This is a genomic window from Rhizobium sp. BK176 (assembly GCF_024808055.1).
This window is the reverse complement of record NZ_JANUBV010000003.1, coordinates 130,919-154,793: the sequence shown is the minus strand read 5'-3', so window position 1 is coordinate 154,793 and position 23,875 is coordinate 130,919. Positions and strand designations below refer to the sequence as shown.

Sequence of the window (23,875 nt, the reverse complement as noted above, 5' to 3'; positions counted from 1 at the left end):
CTATTCAAGGTCTTTTGAGATCATTGGTCAGTGCTGCGACACCCACGACTTCAATGCCTCGCATCGCCGCTTCCTGTGTCCATTGCGCGATCGCGTCAATGCTCTCATCGAAGGCGGCAGCGACGCCGATCGCCTGGCCGTTGCGCTTTGCAACGCGCTCCAGCTCGTCCAGTTTCTGGATGATGGCTTTCACGTCAAGCTGCTTGTCCAACTGCACATCTGCGAAGGCGTAGGGCGTTTCTGTTCCTTTGGCGATCGCGGCGGTCTTGGACTGCGCTGACGTTCCGTCATCAAGGAACAACAGCCCGCGCTTTTCGATGTCCCGCAAAACCGGCTCCATGGCATTGGGGTCGGAAAGGAAGCGCCCGCCCTGATAGTTCATGACGCCGGTATAGTTGGTGATCTCGCCCATCGCCCGGTGCAGGTTTTCAATATTTTTCGCAGCCGATGTCGAGGTCAGGAGCGTATCCGGTCCAGGATCGTTTGCCGGATAATCAAAAGGCTCGAACGGAACCTGCAACAGGATTTCGTGGCCACCACGGCGCGCCTCCTGCATCCAGCGCTGCAAGCTGTTGCCGCTGGCGGCAAAGGCGAGCGTGACCTCCTCAGGCAACTGTTGAATGGCCCGCTGCGTGCCCGTCTGGCTAAGCCCGAGACCGCTGACAACGATCGCGATGCGTGTTCCGTGAGCGCCCGACCATGGCCGTGCATACTGGTCCATCGGGCGCCGTCCGTCCGGCCCAACGATCGGCAGTCGCCCAAATGGCGTCTCCTCCAGAAGCGCGTCGTTCGGCAAGGCCGCCACCCGTGGATCCTGTCCGATCTGCGAGGCATCGACCAGCACTGGACCATTTCCATCGCGTTGTCTTGGGGAGTATTTCGTGACCACCGATCCGTCGCCGGTGACCATCTGCTCCACATTCGCGCCCGACCTAGGGCCGGATGGCGCCATGCCAGGAGCGGCTGCGGATGGGGGCTGCGGCGGCACCTGATTTTGAACTGTGTCAGAAGGTGGGGCAGTCGTCTGGTTTTGCGCCGGCGGCTTTTCTCGTTTCAATCCGTCACCGCGAAACGCAGTGTAGAGCGATGAAGCCCCGATCAGCACGAGACAAATCCCGGCGACAACGCGCCCGGTGCGCAGAATACCCGGCCGCTGGCGCTTGGCCTTTCGGTTCTGTCCCAGAGGGGCGTGCAGATCGGTATTCAAACTTCTTTTCCGCTTCAGAGTCAGGACAGCAAAAAGGCGTCAGGCCGGACACACCATCCAGCCTGACGCCTCAAATTGCAATCACTTGGCGCTGACGGCCTTGTCCGGATTCGGCGGGAAGGCCGGATCGGTCTTCTTGCCGCGAAGCAGGTCAAGCGCGTAGTTGAGCTGGACGTCGTCCTTCGGATCCGGCGGAATATAGGCAACCGAACCGGAGCCTTCGTCCGTCTCGCTCTGACCCTTGATGTGCCCGCGCAGGCTGGACTCGCCTTCGGTGACCATCTTGCCCTTCAGATCATCGGGCAGCGGCTCCTCGACCTTGATATCAGGCGTGATACCGGTGCCCTGGATGGAGCGGCCCGACGGCGTGTAGTAGAGCGCAGTCGTCAGGCGCAGCGCGCCGTTTTCACCGAGCGGGATGATCGTCTGGACCGAGCCCTTTCCGAACGAACGCGTGCCGAGAACCGTCGCACGACGCAGGTCCTGCAGCGCACCCGCAACGATTTCCGAAGCAGACGCCGAACCACCGTTGATGAGCACGATCACCGGCTTGCCGTCCGTCAGATCGCCCGGGCCAGCGTTGAAGCGGCGGGTTTCGTCCGGATTGCGGCCGCGGGTCGACACCACCTCGCCACGCTGCAGCAGCGCATCCGATACCTGGATCGCCTGATCGAGCAGACCGCCGGGGTTCAGGCGAAGGTCGAGCACATAGCCCTTCAGCTTGTCGGCCGGGACCGTCTTCTTGATCTTCTCGATAGCCTTCTCGAGGTCGGGATAGGTCTTTTCCGTGAAGGAGATGACGCGCAGATAACCGACATCATCCTCGACGCGCGACTTGACGGCCTGAACCGCGACAACGTCTCGGACGATCGTCAGTTCAATCGGCTTGTCGGCACCCTTGCGGATCAACGTCAGCTTGATCGGCGTATTGACCGGACCGCGCATCTTTTCGACAGCGTCTTCCAGCTTCAGGCCACGAACCGACTGACCGTCGATCTCGGAGATGTAGTCTCCAGCAAGAACGCCGGCCTTTGCCGCAGGCGTGTCGTCGATCGGGGTGATGACCTTGACAAGCTCGTCTTCCATCGTGACCTCGATGCCGAGGCCGCCGAATTCACCCTTCGTCTGGGTCTGCATGTCGGCCGCATCCTTGGCATTCATGTAGCTCGAATGCGGATCCAGCGAGGAAAGCATGCCATTGATGGCATTTTCGATGAGTTTGTCCTCGGCCGGCGGCGTCACATACTGTGCGCGCACGCGCTCAAAGACGTCACCAAAAACGGAAAGCTCCTTATAGGTGGAGGCTCCAGCTGCTTCCGCAGGCACGCCCGCCGAATAGATGACGCTCATCGCGGTCGCACCCATCAATGCGCCGACCAGAACAAGAGAAGCCCTACGAATCATTGCGTGCCTTTCCAGTGTCTTTAGCGGTCCACCAAGGCCGGGAATCGACCGGTTTTCCATCTTTTCGAAATTCAATGTAAAGCGTTGGACGGTTGGTTTCCAGCGCCAATGCAGTCGCGCTCGCCACTCTTTTTGCACCCATTGCGGCAAGCGGTTCGCCAGCGAAGACGAATTTGCCCTGGCGCGTGCTGATCGTCTCCATGCCGGAGAGGACGAGATGGTAGCCGTCGCCGACGTCTAGGATGATCATTTGGCCGTAGCTGCGAAATGCGCCCGCATAGACAACAAGGCCATCTGCGGGAGCGGTAACCACCGTTTCCGGATTGGTGGCAAGCGTCACTCCCAATGCCTCATGGCCGGTTCCGTCGGCATCGCCGAACTGGCGGAGCGCATCGCCTGCCACAGGCAATTCCAGCTTCGCCTTCAATTCTCCGAAGGGATATGCGGGCGCAATGCGGTTTTTATCAGGCACACCGCTCTCCGCGAGCGCCTTGGCTTGGGCACGCTGCTCCTCGGTCAAGAGCTTGCGGTTCTCCTCGGCCTGGCGAGCTGCAGCCGCCGCTTCCCGAACCGATGCAATCTCGGTTTCCATCGACGCCACCAGACCCTCCAAGCTTGTCGCCTTGCTGGCAAGATCTTCCGAGTGCTTCTTCTCCGCGTTCAGTTCTGCGGCGCTGCTGCGGCTCAGCTTCTCGTTTTCGGCAAGAAGCAGATCCATGCGGCGCTCTTCTTCGATGTTGTTCGTCATCGTCGTGGTGAGCGCTGACTTTTCCGCAGCACTTGCTGCTTGCAATGCAGAAAGGTTAGCAAGATCGCCAGCGAGCTTGTCTGTCTCCTTTCGAATTCCGGGAACCACGGCGCCGAGCAGGATCGCGCTGCGCACTGAGGCGAGCGCGTCGTCGGGTGTGACGAGCAGGGCAGGTGGCGGATTGCGACCCATCCGCTGCAAGGCCCCTAGCACCTCCGCCAGCAAGCCGCGTCGTTCATACAGGGAACGCCGAACCGTATCTTCCTTCAAGCCCAGATCGGCAAGCTTCTTCTCACTCTCCAAAATCTGCTTCTCGAGCGCCTTGCGCCGCGTCGCTGAATCGATCAGCGCCTGACGAACACTGCCGCTGCTCTTGTCCAGATCCGCGATGCTCTTCTCCAACTCGGCAACCTTGCCGGATGAGAGGCCTATCGTCTTCGACAAGGCATCAAGCTCGGCTCGCGTCTCGTCTCGTTTCTTCGCGAGGTCGGCCGCCGGATCCGGTGGCGGCTGGGCAACGGCTGCACCTGCCACAGTAGGCGCCTCGCCCGGCGACATCCCTGCAACTTCCGGCGCATCTTGTGCGAAGGCGCTGGCGGCGAAAGGGCGGCTTACAACTGCCGCCAGAGACATGCTCAAGCCTGCGGCCAGGGCCGACAAAATGACGTATTTTGGCTTGAACACACGCGTCGGCATATGAACTTCGAGATCCCTTTCAAATCGCGCGGAGATTAAGCTGATTTGACATTCTTTGCCAGATCGATTGAGGGTTTGCGCGCCCCAGGATGGACACGCTCGCGTGAGCAACGGAACCCATCAAACGCGATGATAGGGATGGCCGGAAAGGATCGTGACGGCTCGATATAACTGCTCAGCAATCAGAGTACGAACCAGCTGATGCGGCCAGGTCATCTTGCCGAGGCAAAGCGTGGCATCGGCAAGATCATACAGCGACGGATCGAGACCGTCAGCACCGCCGATGGCGATCATCAGGTCACGTTTGCCCCGGTCGCGATAGTTTCCAAGGAGATTGGCAAAGCCTTCGCTGTCCAGCGCCTTGCCCCGCTCGTCCAACAGGATGAGGATACTCCCATCCGCCAGCGACTTCTGCAGCATTGCCGCTTCGTCACGCTTGCGCGTATCGGCATTCGACGCGCGGCTTTCAGCAACTTCGGCGACGCGGGAGAATTCGAGGCCGACAGCAGGACCGGCCTTGGCAAAACGATCGAAATAGCGGGCCGCAAGATCCTTCTCGGGGCCGGACTTCAGCCGCCCCACTGCAAAAAGACCAACACGCATTATCCGCTCCTGCAATTCGGCAAAGGGCGGCGCACATATGCCACCTGGCCGGATCCAATCATCCGGCCTAAATTGCTTGCCGTCTATCCGGCACCAGACGCAGCGTCCAGGCAGCCTGTTAGTGCACCGTTTCTTCGTCCATGTCGGGCGCGGCCCACATCTTTTCGATGTTGTAGAACTCGCGTATCTCTGGACGGAAGACATGGACGATGACATCGCCGGTGTCGATCAGGATCCAATCACCGCCTTCCTGACCCTCGACGCGGGCGCTTCCAAGGCCCTCGTCTTTCAGATCGGTCAGCAAGTGGTCGGAGATCGCCATGACATGCCTGCTCGAGCGCCCGGAGACGACGACCATGAAGTCTCCCAGTGCCGATTTTCCAGCGATGTCGATGGTGACGATATCTTCAGCTTTAGAGTCCTCAAGGCTTGTGAGGACGGCGTGTAGGGCGCGGGCGGCAGCATCGGCGCCACGTTCCGGGCTCTTCGGGACAACGGCAAGCGTTTTTCCCTTGGCGTGTACTGTTGTCAGTGCTTTCCCTTTCTCGGAATGACAAAACATGCACATCACTGATTTGGACAACCAAATCATAGTTAAGATAGGCACCAAACCATTAATGTTTCAAGACGCGCACAATCACAAAGCGTGAATATCCGCTTTGGCGCGACAACTCATCCTTGGATGGAAGACTGTATATGGCCGGCTGTGTACAGTGCTTCCGACCATACGTAAAGTAAGTCCGTTTCCGATCGCAAAGACCCTTGCCATGAAAAGCTCCGCAATAAACACGCTTACTCCAGTCCTCCGTATCAGCTTTCCCCACGAAGACCGGCTCGGGCGCGGCAAAATGGAATTGCTCGAGCACATCAGGGAAACAGGATCGATTTCCGCAGCCGGCAGGGCGATGGACATGTCTTATCGTCGCGCCTGGCTATTGGTGAGCGACATGAACAGGATGTTCCTCGAGCCCGTGGTCGAATCGCAAAGGGGAGGGCAAAAGGGAGGCGGGGCGGCGCTGACACCATTTGGCGATGAACTGCTTGCCCGCTTTCGAAAGATGGAACAAGTCATGAAGGCGACCCTCGCGGATGACCTGGCATGGCTGGAGGCCAACCGATCCACCCAAAACAGCCGCTGATCACGGCTCTAGAGCAACCGTCTTTATGACAGCGAAAACCGGCGCCCCGACACGCAGGCCCAGCCGCTCTGCCGAAAAGCTGGTAATCCGGGAAAGGATGGGATCTCCGCCGCAATCAACGAACACGTCGATTGTCGCGTCGTCGGCTTGGGTCATGGCCTGAACGTGACCTTCAAGCACGTTGAGCGCGCTCAAGGCTTCGGGCCTTTTCATTGCGAGCATCACATCGCGCGCGGGGATTCGCACCCGAACGGTCTTGCCCGGCACCAGCATTGCTCCAGGGATGTGAAGTCTTGCCGATTTCAGGGCAATCGTCGCAATGCGATGCCGTTCGTCAACGCTCTCCACCTTTCCCTCAAGAAGCGCACCCGCCTCACGCCGCTCGAACGAGGCCGGCGGATGGCTAAGGACATCTGCCGCTGAGCCGACCGCCTCGACCTTGCCGTCCCGCATGACCACGACCTGGTTGGCGAGGCGTGCTACCTCGGCGATCGAATGGCTGACATAGACGATCGGAATGTCCATCTCGTCGCGCAACCGCTCGAGATAGGGCATCACCTCAGCCTTTCGGGCATCATCCAACGCCGCCAGCGGCTCGTCCATCAACAGCAAACGGGGAGCCGAGAGCAGAGCCCGGCCAATCGCCACGCGCTGCTTTTCGCCACCTGAAAGCTTTTCGGGTCGGCGATCGAGCAGGCTTTCGATACCGAGCAACGCAACAATGCGGTCCAGGTCCTCCGGCGAGCCGGCAGCTTGGGCGAACCATTTGCCATAGGATAAATTGTGACGAACATTGAGATGCGGAAACAGTCGTGCTTCCTGAAAGACATACCCGAACCTTCGGCGGTGCTTCGCCACGAAGATCCGCCGGTCGGTGTCCGTCATCGTCTGCCCGTCGAGGATGACCTGTCCTCTGTCGGGCCGTGCCAACCCGGCGATGATGCGGATCATCGACGTCTTGCCGGAACCGGACCGGCCGAACAGCGCGGTGATCCCGCGTTCCGAGGTAAAAGCGGCATCGAGCGAAAAGGTGCCAAGACGCTGCTTTGCGTTGACAACGAGCGTCATTCCGGATCGATCCTCCGACCGGCGATACGCGATAGAAACTCCGACGCGAGCAAAGCGACCATGGAGATGGCGACTGCGACAAGTGTCAGCCGTAGAGCACCGACATCACCGCCAGGAACCTGCGTGAAGGAATAGATCGCAGCTGAAAGCGTCTGTGTTTCCCCCGGGATATTGGAAACGAAGGTGATTGTTGCCCCGAATTCCCCCATTGCCTTGGCAAAGGAAAGGATCATTCCGGCAATGATTCCGGGCAGCGTTAACGGCAACGTTATGGTCAAAAAGACCCAGAACGGGCTGGCGCCCAGTGTGCCGGCCGCCTCCTCCAGCTTTCGATCCACCGCTTCGATAGAAAGCCGGATGCTGCGCACCATCAGGGGAAAGGCCATGACTGCGCAGGCAAGTGCCGCACCCGTCCAACGAAACGAAAAGACGATGCCGAAATATTGATCGAGGACGCTGCCAATCGGTCCGCGTCGCCCGAAGAGGATCAGCAGGATGAAACCCGTGACCACCGGCGGCAGGATCAGCGGCAGATGAACGACACCGTTGAGAACAGATTTGCCCCAGAACCGCCCGCGCGCGAGCAACAGGGCCACTCCGATGCCGAATGGCAGGCTCGCCAGCATCGCGACCACTGACACGCGCAGGCTGAGCAAGATTGCCGTCCATTCGTCGTCGCTCAGGCCGAGTGCGTTCAAGCCATTTCTCCAAAAACAGAAGGCCCGTTCGGCGGGCCTTCTCACGCTAAGTCCTCGTGCGAAAATTCGCAATCATTTCAAGATGGTGAAACCTTGATCGGTAAAGAAATGAGCTGCCTTTTCCGACTTCAGGAATTCCAGGTAAGCAGCGGCATCCGGGTTCTTGCTCTCGGAGAGAACAGCAACCGGATAGATGATCGGCGGGTGCGAATCCGCCGGGAAGGTTCCAACAACCGCAACGCCCGGATCCGCAGATGCGTCGGTCTGATAGACAATGCCGTACGGTGCCTCACCGCGCGAGACCAGAGCAAGTGCCGCCCGAACACTCTCGGCCCCGGCTACCTTGCCTTCAACGGAAGGCCACACGCCGAGCGCCTCAAGCGCCGCTTTGCCGTATTTGCCGGCAGGCACGGACTTGACCTCGCCCATCGCGAGCTTGCCATCACCGAGCAGAGCAGAAAGGTCGAAGCCCTTCTTGATGTCGACCGGTTTGGCATGGTCCTTGGGTGCGACGAGTACAATCTTGTTGCCGAGGAGATTTGACCGAGTGTCAGCCTTGATCAGGTTCTTCTTTGCGAGATAGTCCATCCAGTCCAGATCTGCCGACATGAAGATGTCGGCAGGCGCACCGCCTTCAATCTGCTTGGCAAGCGCCGAACTCGCAGCATAGGACGCAACCGCTTCCTTGCCGCCTTCCTTCGCCCAGGCGGCATTCGCCGCATCAAGGGCGTTCTTCAGGCTGGCTGCCGCGAAAACGGTAACCTTTTCCGCGGCGATTGCCGGCGTTGCTGCAACACCCAAAAGAACTGCCGAAATGGCAGCGGCGGCAACGTTGATCCATTGGCGGCGACTGTACATGATCTCTCCCCGAGTTTCGCAATATCCGGAGAAATATAACGTCGCCCGCGCCTTGGCTACCGTTATATTTTCCAGGGCATAACCATTCTGCTTGATCGCAGCACTTCACACATTCGTGAAGTGCATGGCTGGGCACCACCGTCCACTAAAAGAGCTGGAATTCCGCATGAGGGCGTGCCAAAAACGCGGAGGCTTGGCCGAAATCCTTGAGAATGCAAAAGAAATGAGCATCACAGAAGCGGCTTCGATCGAGAGATATGCCTTCTACGCATTGCTGCAATGCAATACACTAGCTTTAAAAACACGGAAAATGTGGTACAACACACTCATCAAACGACGACCTCCTCCTCCCAAAGTCGTTTGATATGGATCGGCAACACTCCTCCTCCCAGTTGTCGATCAAGTTTACGAAGCCCGACGGATCTCCTCCCCCGTCGGGCTTTTCGTTTGTTCGATCCCGAAAAAACCAACTATTTCAAGGCGTCGCGGATAGCGGTCGAGCTGAGGCCCGAGCGCGGACCGTGTATGAAGGTCCAGGCAGGTGCGCGCCGTTTCCAGAGGGCTTGAGAATCGTCCTCGTCAATACGAGCGAAATCGAACGTCCGCGCCATCTTCGACGAGAGGAACGACAGCGTGGAACCCGGCCGGTCGATGACGGCAATTGGAAACGTGTTGACGATGTCCTGCCAGCGCTGCCACAGATGGAACGTCTTCAGGCTATCAGCCCCCATGATCCAGATGAAATGGACATGCGGATTTCGCGCCTTGACGCGCGCCAACGTGTTGGCCGTGAAGCTCGTCGCGAAATCACGCTCGAATGCGGTGATCTTGATCGAAGGATGCCGAGCAAGCCGCTCACTCAAAGCAATCCGCTCGGAAAGCGGCAGCAACTGGCGCCGGTCCTTGAGGGGATTGCCCGGTGTAACGATCCACCACAACTGATCGAGGCCGAGCCGCTTGATCGCGATTTCGGCAACCAGCGCATGGCCGTCATGCGGCGGATTGAAGGAGCCGCCGAAAAGACCGACGACCATGCCGCGCTCCGTATGCGGCATGCGAAGATAAGGTCGGTCGATTTCGTCGTTGATCACGTCAGCGCCGGGTTTGTCCGGTGCCGCGCACCCGATACTTGAAGGATGTCAATTGCTCGACGCCGACGGGGCCGCGGGCATGCATCTTGCCCGTGGCGATTCCGATCTCTGCCCCCATCCCGAACTCGCCGCCATCGGCAAACTGGGTGGATGCATTGTGCAGCAGGATTGCGGAATCAACCTCGGTGAAGAATCGCTCAACCACATCCGGATCCTCGGCAATAACAGCCTCGGTGTGATTGGAGGAGTAGGTCTGGATATGCTGGATCGCACCGGAGATGCCGTCGACAACGGCAACCGAAACGATGGCATCCAGATATTCCGTCGACCAATCTTCCTCGGTGGCGGCCCTCACACCGGGCATCGCTTGAACGACGGCAGTAGAACCGCGAATCTCGCAAGTGGCGCCTGCGAGGGCCTCCAACAGCGGGCGGAGATGGGTACTGGCCGCAGCGCTGTCGACGAGGATCGTTTCCACCGCACCGCAAATACCCGTGCGCCGCATTTTTGCGTTGACGACGATCTCCTTCGCCATGCCGAGGTCGGCCGAGGCATCCACGTAGATATGGCAAAGCCCTTCAAGGTGCGCGAAGACCGGCACTCTCGCCTCGTTCTGAACGCGTGCAACAAGGCTCTTGCCGCCGCGCGGAACGATCACGTCGATCGCGCCACCCAGTCCGCGTAACATCGCGCCGACGGCAGCCCGGTCGCTTACCGGCACAAGCTGAATTGCATGCTCCGGAAGCCCTGCGACCTTCAGGCCTTGCACAAGGCAGCTATGGATTGCCTGCGAGGAACGCCGGGAATCAGAACCACACCGCAAAATGACAGCGTTGCCGGCCTTCAGGCACAGGGCGCCAGCATCCGCAGTCACATTCGGGCGGCTCTCGAAAATCACGCCGATGACGCCGAGCGGCGTGCGGACGCGCTCGATCTTCAGACCATTCGGCCGATCCCAGGCCGCGATCACTTCGCCGACCGGATCCTTGAGGGCCGCAATCGCGCGGATCCCGTCGGCCATTTCGGCAATGCGCTTGTCGGTCAACGTCAGGCGGTCAACGAATGAGGCCAGCATATCCGTACCGGCGACATCCTTCAGATCCTTGGCATTCTCGGCGAGGATATGATCCTTGTTGGCGAGGATCGCATCCGCCATGGCGTTCAGCGCCTTGTTTTTGGCTTCAGTGGACGCAAAGCCCAACGGTCGCGCGGCGGCCTTGGCTTTGCGGCCGATGTCATTCATCAGCGCGTCAATGTCAGGGCTCTGCGCAACGGTATCAAGCATAGCTTGTGTCCTTCTTCTGCCTTTCCGATTTCGAACTGATCTGCGACGTCATCACCATGTCGTCGCGATGGATCATTGCCGCTCGCCCCGCGTAGCCGAGAATTGCCTCGATCTCCGCCGACTTACGACCGGTTATCTGCCGCGCCTCTTCGGCATCGTAGCCGGCAAGCCCGCGCGCGATCTCGCGCCCGTGCGGGCCAACGATTGCCACCGTATCGCCGCGGCTGAAAAGCCCGACCACTTTGCGCACGCCGGCTGGCAGCAGGCTCTTGCCGGCGCCGAGCGCCGCAACGGCGCCCTCGTCGACGTGAAGTTCGCCCGCCGGCTGCAATTGACCAGCAATCCAGGTCTTTCGCGCTGTTACGGGCGTCCCAGAGGGCGCAAACCAAGAGGACCGCGCCCCGTTCTCGATTGCCGAAAGCGGGCTGTCCGTCTTGCCTGACGCAATGATCATGGCACAGCCAGCCGTCGTCGCGATCTTGCCGGCATCGATCTTGGTGCGCATCCCGCCGCGCGACAGTTCGGATGCCGCGCCCCCAGCCATGGCTTCGATCTCAGGCGTGATCTCAGCGATCGTAGCGAGAAACTCGGCCTGCGGATCAAGGTGCGGCGGTGCCGTGTAGAGCCCGTCGATATCGGACAGCAAAATGAGCAGATCAGCGCCGGTCATCGTCGCGACACGCGCGGCCAGGCGATCATTGTCGCCGTAGCGGATTTCGCTGGTGGCAACAGTATCGTTCTCATTGATGATCGGCACCGCGCCAATCTTCAGAAGCTGGTTGATAGTGGCGCGCGCGTTGAGATAGCGGCGGCGCTCTTCGGTATCGCCGAGCGTCAGAAGAATCTGACCGGCAACGATCTCGTCCCGCGACAGGCTTTCCGACCAGGCGCGGGCCAAGGCGATCTGGCCGACGGCCGCCGACGCCTGGCTTTCCTCCAGCTTCAAGGCGCCCGAAGGCAGGTCGAGGACGGAGCGACCGAGTGCAATAGCACCGGAGGAAACGACGAGGACATCAACGCCCTTGGCCTTCAGCGCTGCGATATCGCGGCACATCGCGTCGAGCCACGCCTTCTTCAGGCCCGTCTTGCGATCGACGAGGAGGGCCGAGCCGATCTTGATGACGGCGCGGCGATAGCGCTCGAGCGACTTACGCGTCGTCATTGGCCTCGCCTTCATCGTCCGACACCATATCGCGGTGGCGGAGCTTCGGTGCCTTGGCGAGTTTTTCGGCCGTACCGGCATTCGCCTCGACGATGATGTCCCGCAAGGCGCGCAGCACTTCCGTCATGCCCGTGCCTGTGGCTGCGGAAATCTGGAACGGCGTCCTGCCGCAGGCCTTGGCAAGTTCCTTGGTCTTCTTCTTCAGCGTAGCATCATCAAGCACATCGATCTGCGAAAGCGCAACGATCTCCAGCTTGTCGCCAAGATCACCGCCGTATGCCTCGAGTTCACGGCGCACGGTCGTGTACGCCTTGCCAACCTTCTCCTCCTGCGAGGAGACAAGATGCAGCAGCACACGCGTACGCTCGACGTGACCAAGGAACCGGTCCCCAATCCCGACGCCTTCATGCGCGCCTTCAATCAACCCCGGAATGTCGGCAAGGATGAACTCCTGGCCATCAACCGTCGCTACGCCGAGGTTCGGGTGCAATGTCGTGAAGGGATAATTAGCGATCTTCGGCCGGGCGCGAGTGACAGCCGCAAGGAACGTAGACTTGCCGGCATTCGGCAATCCGACGAGACCGGCATCTGCAATCAGTTTCAGATGCAGCCAGATCGTCTTTTCCTCACCGGGAAGACCGGGATTGGCCCAGTCCGGTGCCTGGTTGACCGAGGATTTGAAGTGCGCGTTTCCGAAGCCCCCGTTGCCGCCGGTAGCGAGCCGGAAGCGTTGGCCTTCCTCGGTGAGGTCGCAGATCAGTGTTTCCTGGTCTTCCTCGAAAACCTGCGTACCGACTGGCACCTTCAGCGTCACGTGGTCGCCATTGGCGCCGGTGCGGTCCCTGCCCATCCCGTGCGTGCCGACCTTGGCCTTGAAGTGCTGTTGGTAGCGGAAATCGATCAGCGTGTTGAGGCCATTTACTGCCTCGACCCAGACGTCGCCGCCGCGTCCGCCGTCACCGCCATCCGGGCCGCCGAATTCGAGGAATTTCTCGCGTCGGAACGAGACGCTGCCCGCGCCGCCGTCTCCAGACTTGATATAGACCTTTGCTTCGTCGAGAAATTTCATTTTACTTCCATGTCCGGTGGCTGTTCATCGCCCCTCTTGCCGCTTTCGATATAGGCGGTTCAATCGGAGGTCAAAGGATTATCGTGAAGTTTGCGAGCTATAACATACAGTACGGCTTCGGTCTTGATGGCATCTACGACCTCGACCGAATCGCCGCGAGCCTCGAGGGTGCTGACATCATCGCGCTCCAGGAGGTCACTCGCGGCTTCGCCAGGAACGACTATGCCGACATGGTTGCCGACCTTGCAGAGCTTTTTCCCAACCATTTCTGGGTCTATGGACCGGCTTGTGACCTGCATATCGAAGAGGGTTCCGATGGCTGGCCGCCACGCGGAACGCGCTTCCAATTCGGCAACATGGTACTCTCGCGCTGGCCGATCCTCGCGACCCGAACGCTGCTTCTGCCGCGCAGCCGAACGATCTCCAAGGTCAATCTCCAGCGCGGCGCAACTGAAGCCGTGATCGAAACGCCGGCGGGGGCGCTGCGTGTCTACTCCGTGCATCTCGATCACGTCTCCATCGACGAGCGCAGTCGCCAGCTCGCCCACCTCAACGAACGCATCAACGCCTTCGTTTCCGAGGGCGGCTCCGTCACTGGCGCTGCAGAGGTCGACGTCGATGATCCGCCGTTGCCCGAGGACTACCTCATCATGGGCGACTTCAACATGACGCCGGAGTCGCCGGAATACTGCATTCTTGCCGGCGCCAAGGACGGCTACTACGGCCGCGTCCCGCGCATCGGCACGCCTGTCGACGCGCTTGCGACGTTGGAGGCTTACCCGCCCGGCAGCTATAGCTGGATGGATCCCAAGGATCATGGCAAACGCATGCATCTCGATTACATCTTTGTCAGCTGCGGCCTCGTGGGCCGCTTGAAATCGGCAAAGATCGATACCGACTCGGTCGGCTCCGACCACTTCCCCGTCTGGGTCGAGATCGACGGTGAATAGGCAGGCGTCCCGAACACCTCGGGACGCCTCTCCTTTCTTCAAGCAATCCTCGCCTGTTGCAACGCGCCCGGCTTCAGCATCGTCTCGACGTGCGTGACCATGGTGTTGCGTGCGAAGCTGTAGATCTCGCTGCAACCGGTCATGCGGAAGCCGAGCTTCTCCTGCAGCTTCAGCGAGGCCGGGTTGTCGGCGAACACGCCGGAATGAAGCGTGGTCTCGGGCATGCGGCGCGAAAAACGCTCCAACACAGCTGATACCGCCTCGCTCATGTAGCCGCGCCGCCAGTAGAAACGGTTCAGCCAGTAACCGAGGTGCCATAGACCATGGCGAAGCTCGATCGCGACGACGCCGATATGGGCGTCGTCGCCAGTCGTGATCGCAAACTGCCAGTCGGGCATACCGCCAGCCATCACCGGTACCAGCCAGTCGAGCGCGTCCTGCTTGTCGTAAGGAGCAGGAACACGCGCGAGCATGCGGGTCACCGCGAAGTCGGACAACGTGTCCGCGATCGCATCGGCATCGCTCAGCCGGTGCGGCCGGAGAACCAGCCGGTCGGTCGCAATGACAGGCATCGAGCCGGGCGCCATCGACTGGCTCCTGGGCCTTTGAAGACTGATCGCGTTCATAAGACGCTCCCCCAGCTTCTCAGCGACATCCAGGTCTTGCGGTCAAGCCTGTACCACTCGACCGGCACGTTACTGCCGAGCGCCAGCGATGCCGCAAGGCCCGATCCCTGGAACTGGAAGCCGCACTTCTGGATGACCCGCCGCGAAGCGACGTTCATCACCCGGCAACGAGCATCGATCTGATCGACATCCTGCCTCGTACGAAAGACCATATCGACCAGGGCGTGGCACGCCTCAGTCATAAAGCCTTGATTCCAGTAAGGTTCTCCTAGCCAGTAACCGATCTCGACGGTCCGCCCGTCAAGATGCGGCTCAACTCCGCAGCACCCCATGAAGGCGCCATTTTCGGCTTTCGTGATCGCATAGACGCACTTGCCAATCTCGCCGTTTTTCGTGCGTCGCACGAAGTCGGCGGCATCATTGGCCGTATACGGGTGCGGCATACGCGACACCATGGTGGCGACTTTGGCGTTGTTGGCAAGATGGGCAAGGGCGTCGATGTCTTCTTCGTGCGGCGCGCGCATGACGAGCCGCTCCGACAGTAAGACAGGGCAATCGGTCCTTAACGGCTCCGGCCTCAGCCGTTCCTTGGGAGACCGCTGGCCTTCCCTGAAAGACCGCGATTGGCCTTCCCTCAACAATTCGCCTTGCATGTTCAGTCCTCCTTCGTTGGACAAGAAAAAAGGGGAGATGGCGCCCCATCTCCCCTGTTTTCTGGACTGAACCTGATACGCTCAGCCGGGTCGATGAGACGCCGGCTGTTTTAGAGCGCTACCGGCTTATTCCGCTGCTTCCGCTTTCGGCATTACAGACACGTACACGCGGCCATTGGCCTTCGTACGGTAGTTCACATTGCCGGCCGTAAGCGCAAAAATGGTGTGGTCCTTGCCGAGGCCGACATTGGCGCCCGGATGCCACTGCGTACCGCGCTGACGCACGATGATGTTGCCTGCGATGACGGTTTCGCCACCGAACTTCTTCACGCCAAGGCGCTTGGATTCGGAATCACGACCGTTGCGCGATGAACCGCCAGCTTTTTTGTGTGCCATTGGTGTTCTCCTTTAAACCTTAAGTCCCGTGATCTTACTTGGCAGCCACGATGTCCGTGATGCGGACAACGGTGTGATGCTGGCGATGGCCGCGCGAACGCTTCGAGTTCTGACGACGGCGCTTCTTGAAGGCGATGACCTTCTTGCCGCGGTTGTGCTCGACCACTTCGGCCTTGACGGAAGCGCCCTTAACGAAGGGAGCACCAATCGCAGCGTCGGCGCCTTCGCCGATTACGAGGACTTCGGTGAATTCAATTGCGTCGCCAGCGGTTGCTTCAAGCTTCTCGATGGTCAGCACGTCGTTTGCCGCCACACGGTACTGCTTACCGCCGGTCTTGATGACTGCGAACATTTTTTATCCTTTCATGTTCGTTCCGGCTCATACCCGCCCAACAAGCAGGTGGCCGTCTTTTTATCAGTCGAGGTTAAGCAGGGATTTCAGAGGCCTTAGCCCAGAACTCTCGCTGCCGGTGATCCACCCCGCGCGAACGCGAGACTGGTAAGGCGCAGACTTATCCACACCTATTGCGAAGCCGAGATACGCGAGGCCAAAAACACTGTCAAGGCAAAAGGATGAAAAGCTTTGAGATTTCGTCTTGCCAGCCCGTCATTCTCTCGCTATGTAGCCCACCGCGCCGAACGAGCGCCGACCAAACCGCGGAGAGGTGGCAGAGTGGTCGAATGCACCGCACTCGAAATGCGGCATACCTGCAAGGGTATCGTGGGTTCAAATCCCACCCTCTCCGCCATAAATCCCACACCCGGCTTGAGTCAGTCTTCCCCGGCAGTCGACGCCCGCTGGAATTCTATCGGCGTTTTTCGAAGAAGGCGGCAATGCCGGCTTGCGCCTCTTCTGTTTCCCACGTGTCGGCAAGTTGGGTAATCACGTTGTCGATGATCTCGTCTGTGATTGGCGTGGCAAGCGAACGTGCAAGGGCCTTGGCGCGCGCTGCGGCCTGCGGCGAAGCTGCGAGGAATTCGACGACTTCCTGATTGATGACCCATTCGAGATCACCTGGCGGCACGACGGAGGCAACAAGACCGATCGATTTGGCATGGGACGCGTCGAACGTTCGGCCGGAAGCAAAGAGGGACCGCGCCGCAGAACTGCCAATTCGCGCCACGACATAGGGGCTGATCGTTGCTGGAATCAGGCCAAGCCGAACTTCCGTCAGGCCAAAACGAGCGGTTTCTGAAGCAACCACGGCATCGCAGACGCTGATCAATCCGATCCCGCCGCCAAAGGCACTCCCGTGGACGCAGCCAACGAGTGGCTTCGGAACCTCGTTCAGCACCTTGAACATCATCGCTAGCCGCCGGGCTTCGGCGATTCTCTCCGCCCGGCTTGCTTGGAACTGGGCACTCATCCACTCCAGATCACCGCCTGCACAGAAGCTCTTACCCGCCCCTGCAAGTACGATGACGCGTACATTCCTATCCGATCCGAGAGCGTTTGCCGCTTCCGTCAGTTCGTCGATCATTCCGGCGGACATGGCATTATGTTTGTCTTCGCGGGCCAGCGTAAGCCGAGCAACACCGTGTTCGTCGATCGAAATCATCAGCGTTTCCGGCATTACCCTGCACTCCTGAGGCTCTGGGCAAAGCGCGCAGCCTCTTCCAGCTTTTGCGGCGAGAGCCCGGTTCGATAACCCTTGCGAGCAAGGAACTGGGCGACTTCCAATGTATCGACATTGGCCTTTGCGCCCGGTGCGTAGGGGCAACCGCCCAAGCCGCCGACTGAGGCGTCGAAAACCCGCAGCCCGTGCTTCAACGAAACCTCGATATTGTCGAGGGCCCAGCCATCGGTGTCGTGGAAATGACCGGCAAGCATCGTCGCCGGTGCAGACGAGAGGACCGTGACCAGCATCTGATCGACCTCTTCCGGCCGTCCTCTGCCGATCGTATCACCGAGGCTGATCTCGTAGCAGCCTAAAGAATGCAGGCTCTCGACGACGCGCGCCGCCGCATCGGGCGAAACCGTACCCTCATAGGGACACTCGACGACGCAGCTGACATAGCCGCGCATCGGGACGCCGCGCGCATGGCTTGCTTCGGCAACCGGCTTGAAGCGCTCGATGCTCTCGGCGATGGAACAGTTGATGTTCTTTTGCGAGAAGCTTTCCGAGGCGGACGCGAAGATCGCGACCTCGTCCGCGCCCGCCGCGATTGCCGCGTCGAACCCTTTCATATTCGGCGTCAGAACTGCGTAGCGAACACCTGGTCTCCGCTTAATGCCGGCCATGACTTCGGCCGCATCAGCAAGTTGCGGCACCCACTTCGGGCTGACGAAGCTTGTCGCCTCGATCCGCTCGAAACCACATTCCGAGATCATGTCGATCAGAGCAATTTTCGTGGCGGTCGGGATTAAATCCTTCTCGTTCTGCAACCCATCGCGTGGTGCCATCTCGACGATCGAGACATCCCGCGGCAGCAATGACGATTCTCCGGGCTGCACAATCACGTCTCCTCTACCCGAAGCGTCAGAAGCACCGCGCCTTCATCGACCTGCTGGCCTTCACTCACCTCGACTGCTTCCACCGTTCCGTCGCGGGCCGCAACGAGTGTGAGTTCCATTTTCATCGCTTCCATGACGACAAGCGCATCGCCCTTGGAGACCGCGGCTCCCGAACTCGTGCGCACGATTTTCACAAAGCCCGGCATCGGGGCGATCAGCCTGTTGCCATCCGCCACATCGCTCGCACTGAAATCGAGCGGGTTTCCGAGGTGGAACATATGGGTTCTGTGATCGACGCTGACCACCAAGTGATGCGCCGCCAGGCTCGCCTTGACCTGGACTTGCCGGCCGTCGATCTCAGCCCGGCATCCGTCCTCCTGCCGACTGACGATTTTCACCGGAATGACGCGCCGGCCGTCGTGTACCGCAAAGAAATCAAACCCCTTTGCGGCAACCCGTAGCGTTGAATGCCCCCCTTCGTAGGTCAGCGCGACGATGCGCTGCATTTCGCTCCAAAGCTGCCAGTGCCCAAGCGTCAGCCATGGATCGCCATCCGATGATTGCCTAAGCGCACCCAGCGACAGCACCGCTGCAAGAGCAACAACCGTGTCTGCAGGCGACTCGATTGCCGTCAGCAATTGAAGATCGCGATCGATCAGGCCGGTATCGGGATGGCCGGCGACGAATTCCGCCTGCGCACTCAACCTGGCCAGAAAGTCCAAATTGGTGGTGACGCCAACGACATGTGAACTCTGTAACGCATGGGTTAACCGCGACAGAGCGACATTGCGGTTTGGTCCATGCACAATCATCTTGGCGATCAGCGGATCGTAATGGGCGGAGACCGTATCGCCCGGACGGACTCCGGCATCGATCCGCGCCGTAACATCCGGAAAGTCCAAATGCCTGATCGTTCCCGTCGCGGGCAGGAACCCCTTGGCGGCATCCTCTGCGTAGATCCGGGCCTCGAAGGCCCAACCGTAGATCTCAAGCTCCGACTGCTTCTTCGGTAGGGGCTCGCCGGCAGCGACATGCAATTGCCACTCGACCAGGTCGACGCCGGTGATCGCTTCGGTGACAGCATGCTCGACCTGAAGGCGGGTATTCATCTCCATGAAGTAGAAGCGATCCGGCCAGAGGCCGTTCGATACGTCCGCGATGAATTCCACGGTGCCGGCCCCACGGTAGGAAATGGCACGCGCCGCACGTACGGCGGCGTCGCCCATCGCGCGCCGCATCTCCGGCGTCATCCCCGGTGCCGGCGCTTCTTCGATCACCTTCTGGTGGCGACGCTGTAGCGAGCAATCGCGCTCGAAAAGATGCACGACGTTTCCATGACGATCGCCGAAGATCTGAACTTCGATGTGGCGTGGGCGAATGAGATACCGCTCGATCAATACGGCATCGTCGCCGAAGGCTGCTTTCGCCTCCCGCCGTGCGGCCGCGAGTGCCTCGGGAAAATCCTCTTCACTATCGACGCGGCGCATGCCCTTGCCGCCACCGCCGGCCCGGGCCTTGATGAGCACGGGGTAACCGATCAGGGTCGCCTGATCGGCCAGAAAGCCGTCATTCTGCTCCTCGCCATGATAGCCGGGAACCACGGGCACGCCGGACTGGTCCATCAGCGCCTTTGCCGCGTCCTTCAGTCCCATGGCACGGATGGAGGACGGCTGCGGTCCAATGAAGACCATCCCCGCGGCCTCCACGGCTGCCGCAAAGTCGGCATTCTCGGACAGAAACCCATAACCGGGGTGAATGGCTTCGGCGCCGGTCCGCTCCGCTGCGGAAAGGATCCGTTCGATCGAGAGATAGCTTTCCTGTGCACTGGCCGGCCCAAGGCGAACCGCCTCGTCCGCCATCTCGACATGCAGTGCCCCAACATCGGCATCCGAATAGACCGCCACGGTGGCGATCCCCATGCGTCTGGCGGTCCGGATCACCCGGCAGGCAATCTCGCCACGGTTTGCGATGAGAATTTTCTGGAACATCGCTACCTCACATCCGGAACAGGCCGAAGCGCGTCTCTTCAATCGGCGCATTCAGCGCCGCAGACAGCGAGAGACCGAGCACATCGCGGCTCTTTGCCGGATCGATCACCCCGTCGTCCCAGAGCCGCGCCGACGCGTAGAGCGGATGGCTCTGCCGTTCGAAGAGATCGAGCACCGGCTGCTTGAAACTGCTCTCCTCCTCTGGCGACCAGGGCGTGCCGGCGCGGGAAAGCGCCTCTCCCCGCACAGTCGCGAGCACGCCTGCCGCCTGCTCTCCACCCATGACCGAGATGCGGCTGTTCGGCCATGTCCAGAGAAAGCGCGGCGAGAAGGCGCGACCCGCCATGCCGTAATTGCCCGCCCCAAAGGAACCGCCAACCAGCATCGTTACCTTCGGCACACCTGTTGTTGCGACGGCGGTAACGAGCTTCGCGCCATTCTTCGCAATGCCTTCGGTTTCGTATTTGCGGCCCACCATGAAGCCCGTGATGTTCTGCAGGAAGACCAGCGGTATCCTGCGCTGCGAGCAGAGTTCAACGAAATGAGCGCCCTTCAGGGCCGATTCCGAAAACAGCACCCCGTTATTGGCGACAATGCCCACCGGGATACCGTGGACATGGGCGAAGCCGCAGACCAACGTCGTCCCATAACGTGCCTTGAATTCATCGAAGCGCGAGCCGTCGACGATACGGGCAATGACCTCGCGCACGTCATAGGGCACGCGCAAGTCGGCCGGAACGATCCCTGCGATTTCCGCGGGATCGAACAATGGCGCCTCGACCGCTTGGCGCTCGACGCCACCCGCCTTGGATCGATTGAGGTTGGAGACAGCACGCCTCGCCAGCGCCAGCGCATGTCCGTCATCGCGCGCAAGATGGTCCGCTACACCGGAGAGCCTTGTGTGCACATCGCCGCCACCGAGATCCTCGGCCGAGACGACTTCACCGGTTGCTGCCTTGACCAGTGGCGGGCCGGCAAGAAAAATCGTTCCCTGCCCCTCGACGATGATCGCCTCGTCGGACATGGCCGGTACATAGGCACCGCCTGCCGTACACGAGCCCATGACGACGGCAATCTGCGGAACTCCTGCCGCCGACATATTGGCCTGATTGTAGAATATCCGGCCGAAATGATCGCGATCAGGGAACACCTCGTCCTGGTTCGGCAGGTTCGCGCCGCCGGAATCCACCAGGTAGATGCAAGGCAGATTGTTCTGAGCTGCAACTTCCTGCGCACGCAGGTGCTTCTTCACCGTCATCGGAAAGTAGGTGCCGCCTTTGACCGTCGCATCGTTGCAGACGATCATGCAATCGCGCCCTGAAACCCGGCCGATGCCGGTAATCAGGCCGGCACCGGGAGCCTCGTTGCCGTACATGCCGTGCGCTGCGGTCAACCCGATCTCGAGAAACGGTGTAGCCGGATCGAGCAGGGCTGCGATCCGATCGCGCGGTAGCATCTTGCCGCGGGCGACATGGCGCTCGCGCGCTGCAGGTCCGCCGCCATTTGCGGCGCTCACGGCCGCCTCTTCGATAGCGCGGATCGCTTCGGCCATTGCCGCGCGATTTGTCCTGAAGCTCTCCGAATTCGTCGAAATCTGCGACTTCAAAACCGTCATTGGTCACCAGCATGGTTGTCGGATGAACGTTCGGATCAGGCTGTTTCGGCAAAGAGCTCGCGGCCGATCAGCATGCGTCTGATTTCAGAGGTTCCGGCACCGATCTCATAGAGTTTGGCATCGCGAAGCAGGCGGGCGGCAGGATAGTCGTTCGTATAGCCATTGCCGCCAAGTGCCTGGATCGTTTCGAGGGCCAGAAGCGTTGCCTTCTCCGCGGCATAGAGGATGCAGCCGGCAGCATCCTTGCGTGTCGTCTCGCCGCGATCGCAAGCGGACGCCACCGCATAGACATAGGCGCGTGCCGTGTTCATGGTGACGTACATGTCGGCGAGCTTGCCCTGCATCAGCTGGAATTCGCCGATCGCCTGGCCGAATTGCTTTCGCTCATGAAGATAGGGCACGACGACATCCATGCACGCCGCCATGATGCCGATCGGCCCAGCGGAAAGGACGACGCGCTCATAGTCGAGCCCCGACATCAGAACGCGTGCCCCGCCACCGAGAGCACCAAGGACATTTGCCTCGGGAACCTCACACTCCTCGAAGATCAATTCGCAGGTATTGGAACCGCGCATGCCGAGCTTGTCGAGCTTCGGGCCGGTTGAAAAGCCCTTGAAGGCCTTCTCGACGAGGAAAGCGGTGATGCCGCGCGGTCCCGCATCGGGGTCTGTCTTCGCATAGACAACCAGCACATCCGCATCCGGGCCGTTGGTGATCCACATCTTGTTGCCATTGAGAACGTAGCTGTCGCCGCGCTTCTCCGCTCGAAGCTTCATCGAAACGACGTCCGACCCGGCACCCGGCTCCGACATGGCAAGCGCACCGACATGCTCGCCGGAAATAAGCTTCGGCAGATAGTTTGACTTCTGCGCTTCCGTTCCATTGCGGCTGATCTGGTTAACGCAGAGATTGGAGTGCGCGCCGTAGCTGAGCCCAACCGAAGCTGAAGCGCGGCTGATTTCCTCCATCGCAACGCAATGGGCCAAGTATCCTAAGCCGGCGCCGCCATAAGCCTCTTCGGCCGTAATCCCAAGCAGTCCCATGTTGCCCATCTCGCGCCAGAGCGGCGCTGGGAAACTGTTGCTGCTGTCAGTCTCGGCTGCCAGCGGCGCGATGCGCTCCGTCGCGAAACGCCGAACGCTGTCGCGGAGCGCCTCGATCTCGTCCGCCAGACCAAATCTCAAACCACCGGAATACATGCCTTCCCTCCCAAGTCCGGCGCGCGGTTACCGCAGCGTCCGGCATGCGTGTGTCGTTATTTTCCCGTCATTGTTTTCACGCGCGTATCTGGTCGGCAGCTCCTCCACTGCCGGTCGGCCCTATAAATTTCGTTGAAGAACGCAAAAATGGCAAGCATTTCCGATCGGCCAGACAATTCTGACCGCCAGCTTGCTCCCGCGAATATCCGATAGATCTGCCGCCGGCATATGCCCTTCCTCCCGAGATAGGCAACGACCTGAATACGCGCAGGATCTGTACAGATTCGCGCGAGAACGAAGGGATGCTAGCACCGGGCGCGCGGAATTTCTGAACCAAGACGGTTCATCTCGCGCATAATTTGGAAAGATTTTGTCGTCGGGACGACGCGTTCAACCGCAAGGGTTGTCCGACAAAGCGGCAGCCCAAATGCGGCTGGAACCGATCGTGATGCGGTCAGCGCTTGATGGCGCGGCCACTGCGGCTTTCGGCAATTGCCCGCACTTGATGCCGGCGAACCAGCTCAGCCTGGACCTCGGCTTGGAATGTCATGACCTGGTTACGGACCTCGTCGTCGGAGCAGCCAAACGACGTCAGCTCAGCGGCGAGCCGGCGGCACTCGGTCTTCCAGAAGGTGACTGCTTCCTCGCCATGGCGGCGATCCAGTTCGGCCGCGCACCGTTCGATGTCACCGGCGCGCGAAGCGACCGGGAAAAGCACGATCTCGCTCGTCGTCATTGCTTGCAGAGTTTTGTTTGACTGTACTGTCATCGACTCATTCCGTTGCGTCCGACTCATTCCTAGCTGACCATGGTTAACGCTTTCCTTTTCATACTCGACAAAGTCACCCGTTCGGTTCGTCGCACATCATGCCAGCTCCAGTTGAAGGGTGGATATGGGAGTATTAAGCCCCCAATCACTTCCGCCATAGGCAGGACTTCCGGATAGCCAAAAATGTCGCTAGGTT

The 23,875-nt window shown here is 60.2% G+C and carries 24 protein-coding genes and 1 tRNA gene; 3 read left to right on the top strand and 22 right to left on the bottom strand.

All coding sequences use genetic code 11. The annotated features are described in order from the left end of the window. Positions 1-4: 4 nt before the first annotated feature. From FHT76_RS13475 to rsfS, 5 genes are all read right to left on the bottom strand, one after another. On the bottom strand, positions 5-1,207 hold the full coding sequence (locus FHT76_RS13475; protein WP_183864340.1) for a divergent polysaccharide deacetylase family protein: 1,203 nt from the start codon (positions 1,205-1,207) through the stop codon (positions 5-7). 81 nt (positions 1,208-1,288) lie between these two features. After that, positions 1,289-2,611 carry a S41 family peptidase gene (locus FHT76_RS13470; protein ID WP_183755017.1) on the bottom strand — a complete coding sequence of 441 codons (1,323 nt, stop codon included), beginning with the start codon at positions 2,609-2,611 and terminating at the stop codon, positions 1,289-1,291. Beyond that, positions 2,601-4,055, bottom strand: a complete 1,455-nt coding sequence (locus FHT76_RS13465) for a murein hydrolase activator EnvC (RefSeq protein WP_183864341.1) — start codon at positions 4,053-4,055, stop codon at positions 2,601-2,603. The genes FHT76_RS13470 and FHT76_RS13465 overlap by 11 nt, the downstream gene beginning before the upstream one ends. Before the next feature lie 120 nt (positions 4,056-4,175). After that, entirely contained in the window at positions 4,176-4,658 is a 483-nt protein-coding gene (gene rlmH, locus FHT76_RS13460) for a 23S rRNA (pseudouridine(1915)-N(3))-methyltransferase RlmH (protein WP_183864342.1), read from the bottom strand. A 118-nt stretch (positions 4,659-4,776) separates the two neighbouring features. After that, a complete protein-coding gene (rsfS, locus tag FHT76_RS13455; RefSeq protein ID WP_016556777.1) occupies positions 4,777-5,220 on the bottom strand; it encodes a ribosome silencing factor in 444 nt (147 codons plus the stop codon). Positions 5,221-5,425: 205 nt separating this feature from the next. On the opposite strand from rsfS, the gene FHT76_RS13450 reads away from it, so the two are divergent. Next, a complete protein-coding gene (locus tag FHT76_RS13450) occupies positions 5,426-5,797 on the top strand; it encodes a winged helix-turn-helix domain-containing protein (RefSeq protein ID WP_183755323.1) in 372 nt (123 codons plus the stop codon). Here FHT76_RS13450 and modC read toward each other — a convergent pair whose 3' ends face one another. From modC to obgE, 7 genes are all read right to left on the bottom strand, one after another. Beyond that, positions 5,798-6,865 carry a molybdenum ABC transporter ATP-binding protein gene (gene modC, locus FHT76_RS13445; RefSeq protein WP_259185622.1) on the bottom strand — a complete coding sequence of 356 codons (1,068 nt, stop codon included), beginning with the start codon at positions 6,863-6,865 and terminating at the stop codon, positions 5,798-5,800. After that, positions 6,862-7,563 carry a molybdate ABC transporter permease subunit gene (gene modB / locus FHT76_RS13440; protein ID WP_183864344.1) on the bottom strand — a complete coding sequence of 234 codons (702 nt, stop codon included), beginning with the start codon at positions 7,561-7,563 and terminating at the stop codon, positions 6,862-6,864. Before modB ends, modC begins: the two co-directional genes overlap by 4 nt. A 72-nt stretch (positions 7,564-7,635) precedes the next feature. After that, a complete protein-coding gene (modA, locus tag FHT76_RS13435; protein WP_183864345.1) occupies positions 7,636-8,421 on the bottom strand; it encodes a molybdate ABC transporter substrate-binding protein in 786 nt (261 codons plus the stop codon). A gap of 470 nt (positions 8,422-8,891) precedes the next feature. After that, positions 8,892-9,476 carry a nicotinate-nucleotide adenylyltransferase gene (locus tag FHT76_RS13430; protein WP_210296766.1) on the bottom strand — a complete coding sequence of 195 codons (585 nt, stop codon included), beginning with the start codon at positions 9,474-9,476 and terminating at the stop codon, positions 8,892-8,894. Between the two features lie 37 nt (positions 9,477-9,513). Beyond that, complete coding sequence (locus FHT76_RS13425; RefSeq protein WP_183864347.1) at positions 9,514-10,797, bottom strand: glutamate-5-semialdehyde dehydrogenase; 1,284 nt, start codon at positions 10,795-10,797, stop codon at positions 9,514-9,516. Continuing rightward, positions 10,790-11,959 carry a glutamate 5-kinase gene (gene proB, locus FHT76_RS13420; protein WP_183864348.1) on the bottom strand — a complete coding sequence of 390 codons (1,170 nt, stop codon included), beginning with the start codon at positions 11,957-11,959 and terminating at the stop codon, positions 10,790-10,792. Before proB ends, FHT76_RS13425 begins: the two co-directional genes overlap by 8 nt. Next, the gene (gene obgE, locus FHT76_RS13415) at positions 11,946-13,028 is read right to left on the bottom strand and encodes a GTPase ObgE (protein ID WP_183864349.1); all 1,083 of its coding nucleotides are present in this window, start codon (positions 13,026-13,028) and stop codon (positions 11,946-11,948) included. The genes proB and obgE overlap by 14 nt, the downstream gene beginning before the upstream one ends. Before the next feature lie 83 nt (positions 13,029-13,111). Between obgE and FHT76_RS13410 the strand changes: the two genes are divergently transcribed. Continuing rightward, the gene (locus FHT76_RS13410) at positions 13,112-13,978 is read left to right on the top strand and encodes an endonuclease/exonuclease/phosphatase family protein (protein ID WP_183864350.1); all 867 of its coding nucleotides are present in this window, start codon (positions 13,112-13,114) and stop codon (positions 13,976-13,978) included. Between the two features lie 38 nt (positions 13,979-14,016). On the opposite strand, the gene FHT76_RS13405 is transcribed toward FHT76_RS13410, so the two are convergent. The 4 genes from FHT76_RS13405 to rplU all read right to left on the bottom strand — a co-directional run bounded on the left by FHT76_RS13405 (position 14,017) and on the right by rplU (position 16,005). Further along, positions 14,017-14,604, bottom strand: a complete 588-nt coding sequence (locus FHT76_RS13405) for a GNAT family N-acetyltransferase (RefSeq protein WP_183864351.1) — start codon at positions 14,602-14,604, stop codon at positions 14,017-14,019. Beyond that, positions 14,601-15,257: a GNAT family N-acetyltransferase gene (locus FHT76_RS13400; RefSeq protein WP_183864352.1), complete on the bottom strand. Its 657-nt coding sequence runs from the start codon at positions 15,255-15,257 to the stop codon at positions 14,601-14,603. The genes FHT76_RS13405 and FHT76_RS13400 overlap by 4 nt, the downstream gene beginning before the upstream one ends. A 126-nt stretch (positions 15,258-15,383) precedes the next feature. Then, positions 15,384-15,653, bottom strand: a complete 270-nt coding sequence (gene rpmA / locus FHT76_RS13395) for a 50S ribosomal protein L27 (protein WP_018855954.1) — start codon at positions 15,651-15,653, stop codon at positions 15,384-15,386. A 34-nt stretch (positions 15,654-15,687) separates the two neighbouring features. Continuing rightward, the gene (gene rplU, locus FHT76_RS13390; protein ID WP_007528566.1) at positions 15,688-16,005 is read right to left on the bottom strand and encodes a 50S ribosomal protein L21; all 318 of its coding nucleotides are present in this window, start codon (positions 16,003-16,005) and stop codon (positions 15,688-15,690) included. Positions 16,006-16,312: 307 nt separating this feature from the next. On the opposite strand from rplU, the gene FHT76_RS13385 reads away from it, so the two are divergent. Further along, positions 16,313-16,402: transfer RNA gene (locus tag FHT76_RS13385), tRNA-Ser, on the top strand. A gap of 57 nt (positions 16,403-16,459) precedes the next feature. On the opposite strand, the gene FHT76_RS13380 is transcribed toward FHT76_RS13385, so the two are convergent. The 6 genes from FHT76_RS13380 to FHT76_RS13355 form a co-directional block, all read right to left on the bottom strand. Beyond that, the gene (locus FHT76_RS13380) at positions 16,460-17,227 is read right to left on the bottom strand and encodes a crotonase/enoyl-CoA hydratase family protein (protein ID WP_259126937.1); all 768 of its coding nucleotides are present in this window, start codon (positions 17,225-17,227) and stop codon (positions 16,460-16,462) included. Beyond that, positions 17,227-18,114 (bottom strand): hydroxymethylglutaryl-CoA lyase, encoded by an 888-nt coding sequence (locus FHT76_RS13375; protein ID WP_259185621.1) that lies wholly within the window; start codon positions 18,112-18,114, stop codon positions 17,227-17,229. Before FHT76_RS13375 ends, FHT76_RS13380 begins: the two co-directional genes overlap by 1 nt. Then, complete coding sequence (locus FHT76_RS13370) at positions 18,111-20,096, bottom strand: acetyl/propionyl/methylcrotonyl-CoA carboxylase subunit alpha (protein WP_259185620.1); 1,986 nt, start codon at positions 20,094-20,096, stop codon at positions 18,111-18,113. The genes FHT76_RS13375 and FHT76_RS13370 overlap by 4 nt, the downstream gene beginning before the upstream one ends. 7 nt (positions 20,097-20,103) lie before the next feature. Beyond that, complete coding sequence (locus FHT76_RS13365; protein WP_183864355.1) at positions 20,104-21,711, bottom strand: carboxyl transferase domain-containing protein; 1,608 nt, start codon at positions 21,709-21,711, stop codon at positions 20,104-20,106. Positions 21,712-21,746: 35 nt separating this feature from the next. After that, entirely contained in the window at positions 21,747-22,910 is a 1,164-nt protein-coding gene (locus tag FHT76_RS13360) for an isovaleryl-CoA dehydrogenase (protein WP_183864356.1), read from the bottom strand. A 454-nt stretch (positions 22,911-23,364) separates the two neighbouring features. Continuing rightward, positions 23,365-23,679 carry a DUF6074 family protein gene (locus FHT76_RS13355; RefSeq protein WP_183754983.1) on the bottom strand — a complete coding sequence of 105 codons (315 nt, stop codon included), beginning with the start codon at positions 23,677-23,679 and terminating at the stop codon, positions 23,365-23,367. Positions 23,680-23,875: the final 196 nt, after the last annotated feature.

Bases quoted from the DNA above. Each gene is read 5' to 3' on its own strand.
- FHT76_RS13470 (WP_183755017.1), bottom strand. From the start codon at position 2,611: ATGATTCGTAGGGCTTCTCTTGTTCTGGTCGGCGCATTGATGGGTGCG.
- FHT76_RS13465 (WP_183864341.1), bottom strand. From the start codon at position 4,055: ATGCCGACGCGTGTGTTCAAGCCAAAATACGTCATTTTGTCGGCCCTG.
- rlmH (WP_183864342.1), bottom strand. From the start codon at position 4,658: ATGCGTGTTGGTCTTTTTGCAGTGGGGCGGCTGAAGTCCGGCCCCGAG.
- rsfS (WP_016556777.1), bottom strand. From the start codon at position 5,220: ATGTTTTGTCATTCCGAGAAAGGGAAAGCACTGACAACAGTACACGCC.
- FHT76_RS13450 (WP_183755323.1), top strand. From the start codon at position 5,426: ATGAAAAGCTCCGCAATAAACACGCTTACTCCAGTCCTCCGTATCAGC.
- modC (WP_259185622.1), bottom strand. From the start codon at position 6,865: ATGACGCTCGTTGTCAACGCAAAGCAGCGTCTTGGCACCTTTTCGCTC.
- modA (WP_183864345.1), bottom strand. From the start codon at position 8,421: ATGTACAGTCGCCGCCAATGGATCAACGTTGCCGCCGCTGCCATTTCG.
- FHT76_RS13430 (WP_210296766.1), bottom strand. From the start codon at position 9,476: ATGCCGCATACGGAGCGCGGCATGGTCGTCGGTCTTTTCGGCGGCTCC.
- FHT76_RS13425 (WP_183864347.1), bottom strand. From the start codon at position 10,797: ATGCTTGATACCGTTGCGCAGAGCCCTGACATTGACGCGCTGATGAAT.
- proB (WP_183864348.1), bottom strand. From the start codon at position 11,959: ATGACGACGCGTAAGTCGCTCGAGCGCTATCGCCGCGCCGTCATCAAG.
- obgE (WP_183864349.1), bottom strand. From the start codon at position 13,028: ATGAAATTTCTCGACGAAGCAAAGGTCTATATCAAGTCTGGAGACGGC.
- FHT76_RS13405 (WP_183864351.1), bottom strand. From the start codon at position 14,604: ATGAACGCGATCAGTCTTCAAAGGCCCAGGAGCCAGTCGATGGCGCCC.
- FHT76_RS13400 (WP_183864352.1), bottom strand. From the start codon at position 15,257: ATGCAAGGCGAATTGTTGAGGGAAGGCCAATCGCGGTCTTTCAGGGAA.
- rpmA (WP_018855954.1), bottom strand. From the start codon at position 15,653: ATGGCACACAAAAAAGCTGGCGGTTCATCGCGCAACGGTCGTGATTCC.
- rplU (WP_007528566.1), bottom strand. From the start codon at position 16,005: ATGTTCGCAGTCATCAAGACCGGCGGTAAGCAGTACCGTGTGGCGGCA.
- FHT76_RS13380 (WP_259126937.1), bottom strand. From the start codon at position 17,227: ATGCCGGAAACGCTGATGATTTCGATCGACGAACACGGTGTTGCTCGG.
- FHT76_RS13370 (WP_259185620.1), bottom strand. From the start codon at position 20,096: ATGTTCCAGAAAATTCTCATCGCAAACCGTGGCGAGATTGCCTGCCGG.
- FHT76_RS13365 (WP_183864355.1), bottom strand. From the start codon at position 21,711: ATGACGGTTTTGAAGTCGCAGATTTCGACGAATTCGGAGAGCTTCAGG.
- FHT76_RS13360 (WP_183864356.1), bottom strand. From the start codon at position 22,910: ATGTATTCCGGTGGTTTGAGATTTGGTCTGGCGGACGAGATCGAGGCG.
- FHT76_RS13355 (WP_183754983.1), bottom strand. From the start codon at position 23,679: ATGACAGTACAGTCAAACAAAACTCTGCAAGCAATGACGACGAGCGAG.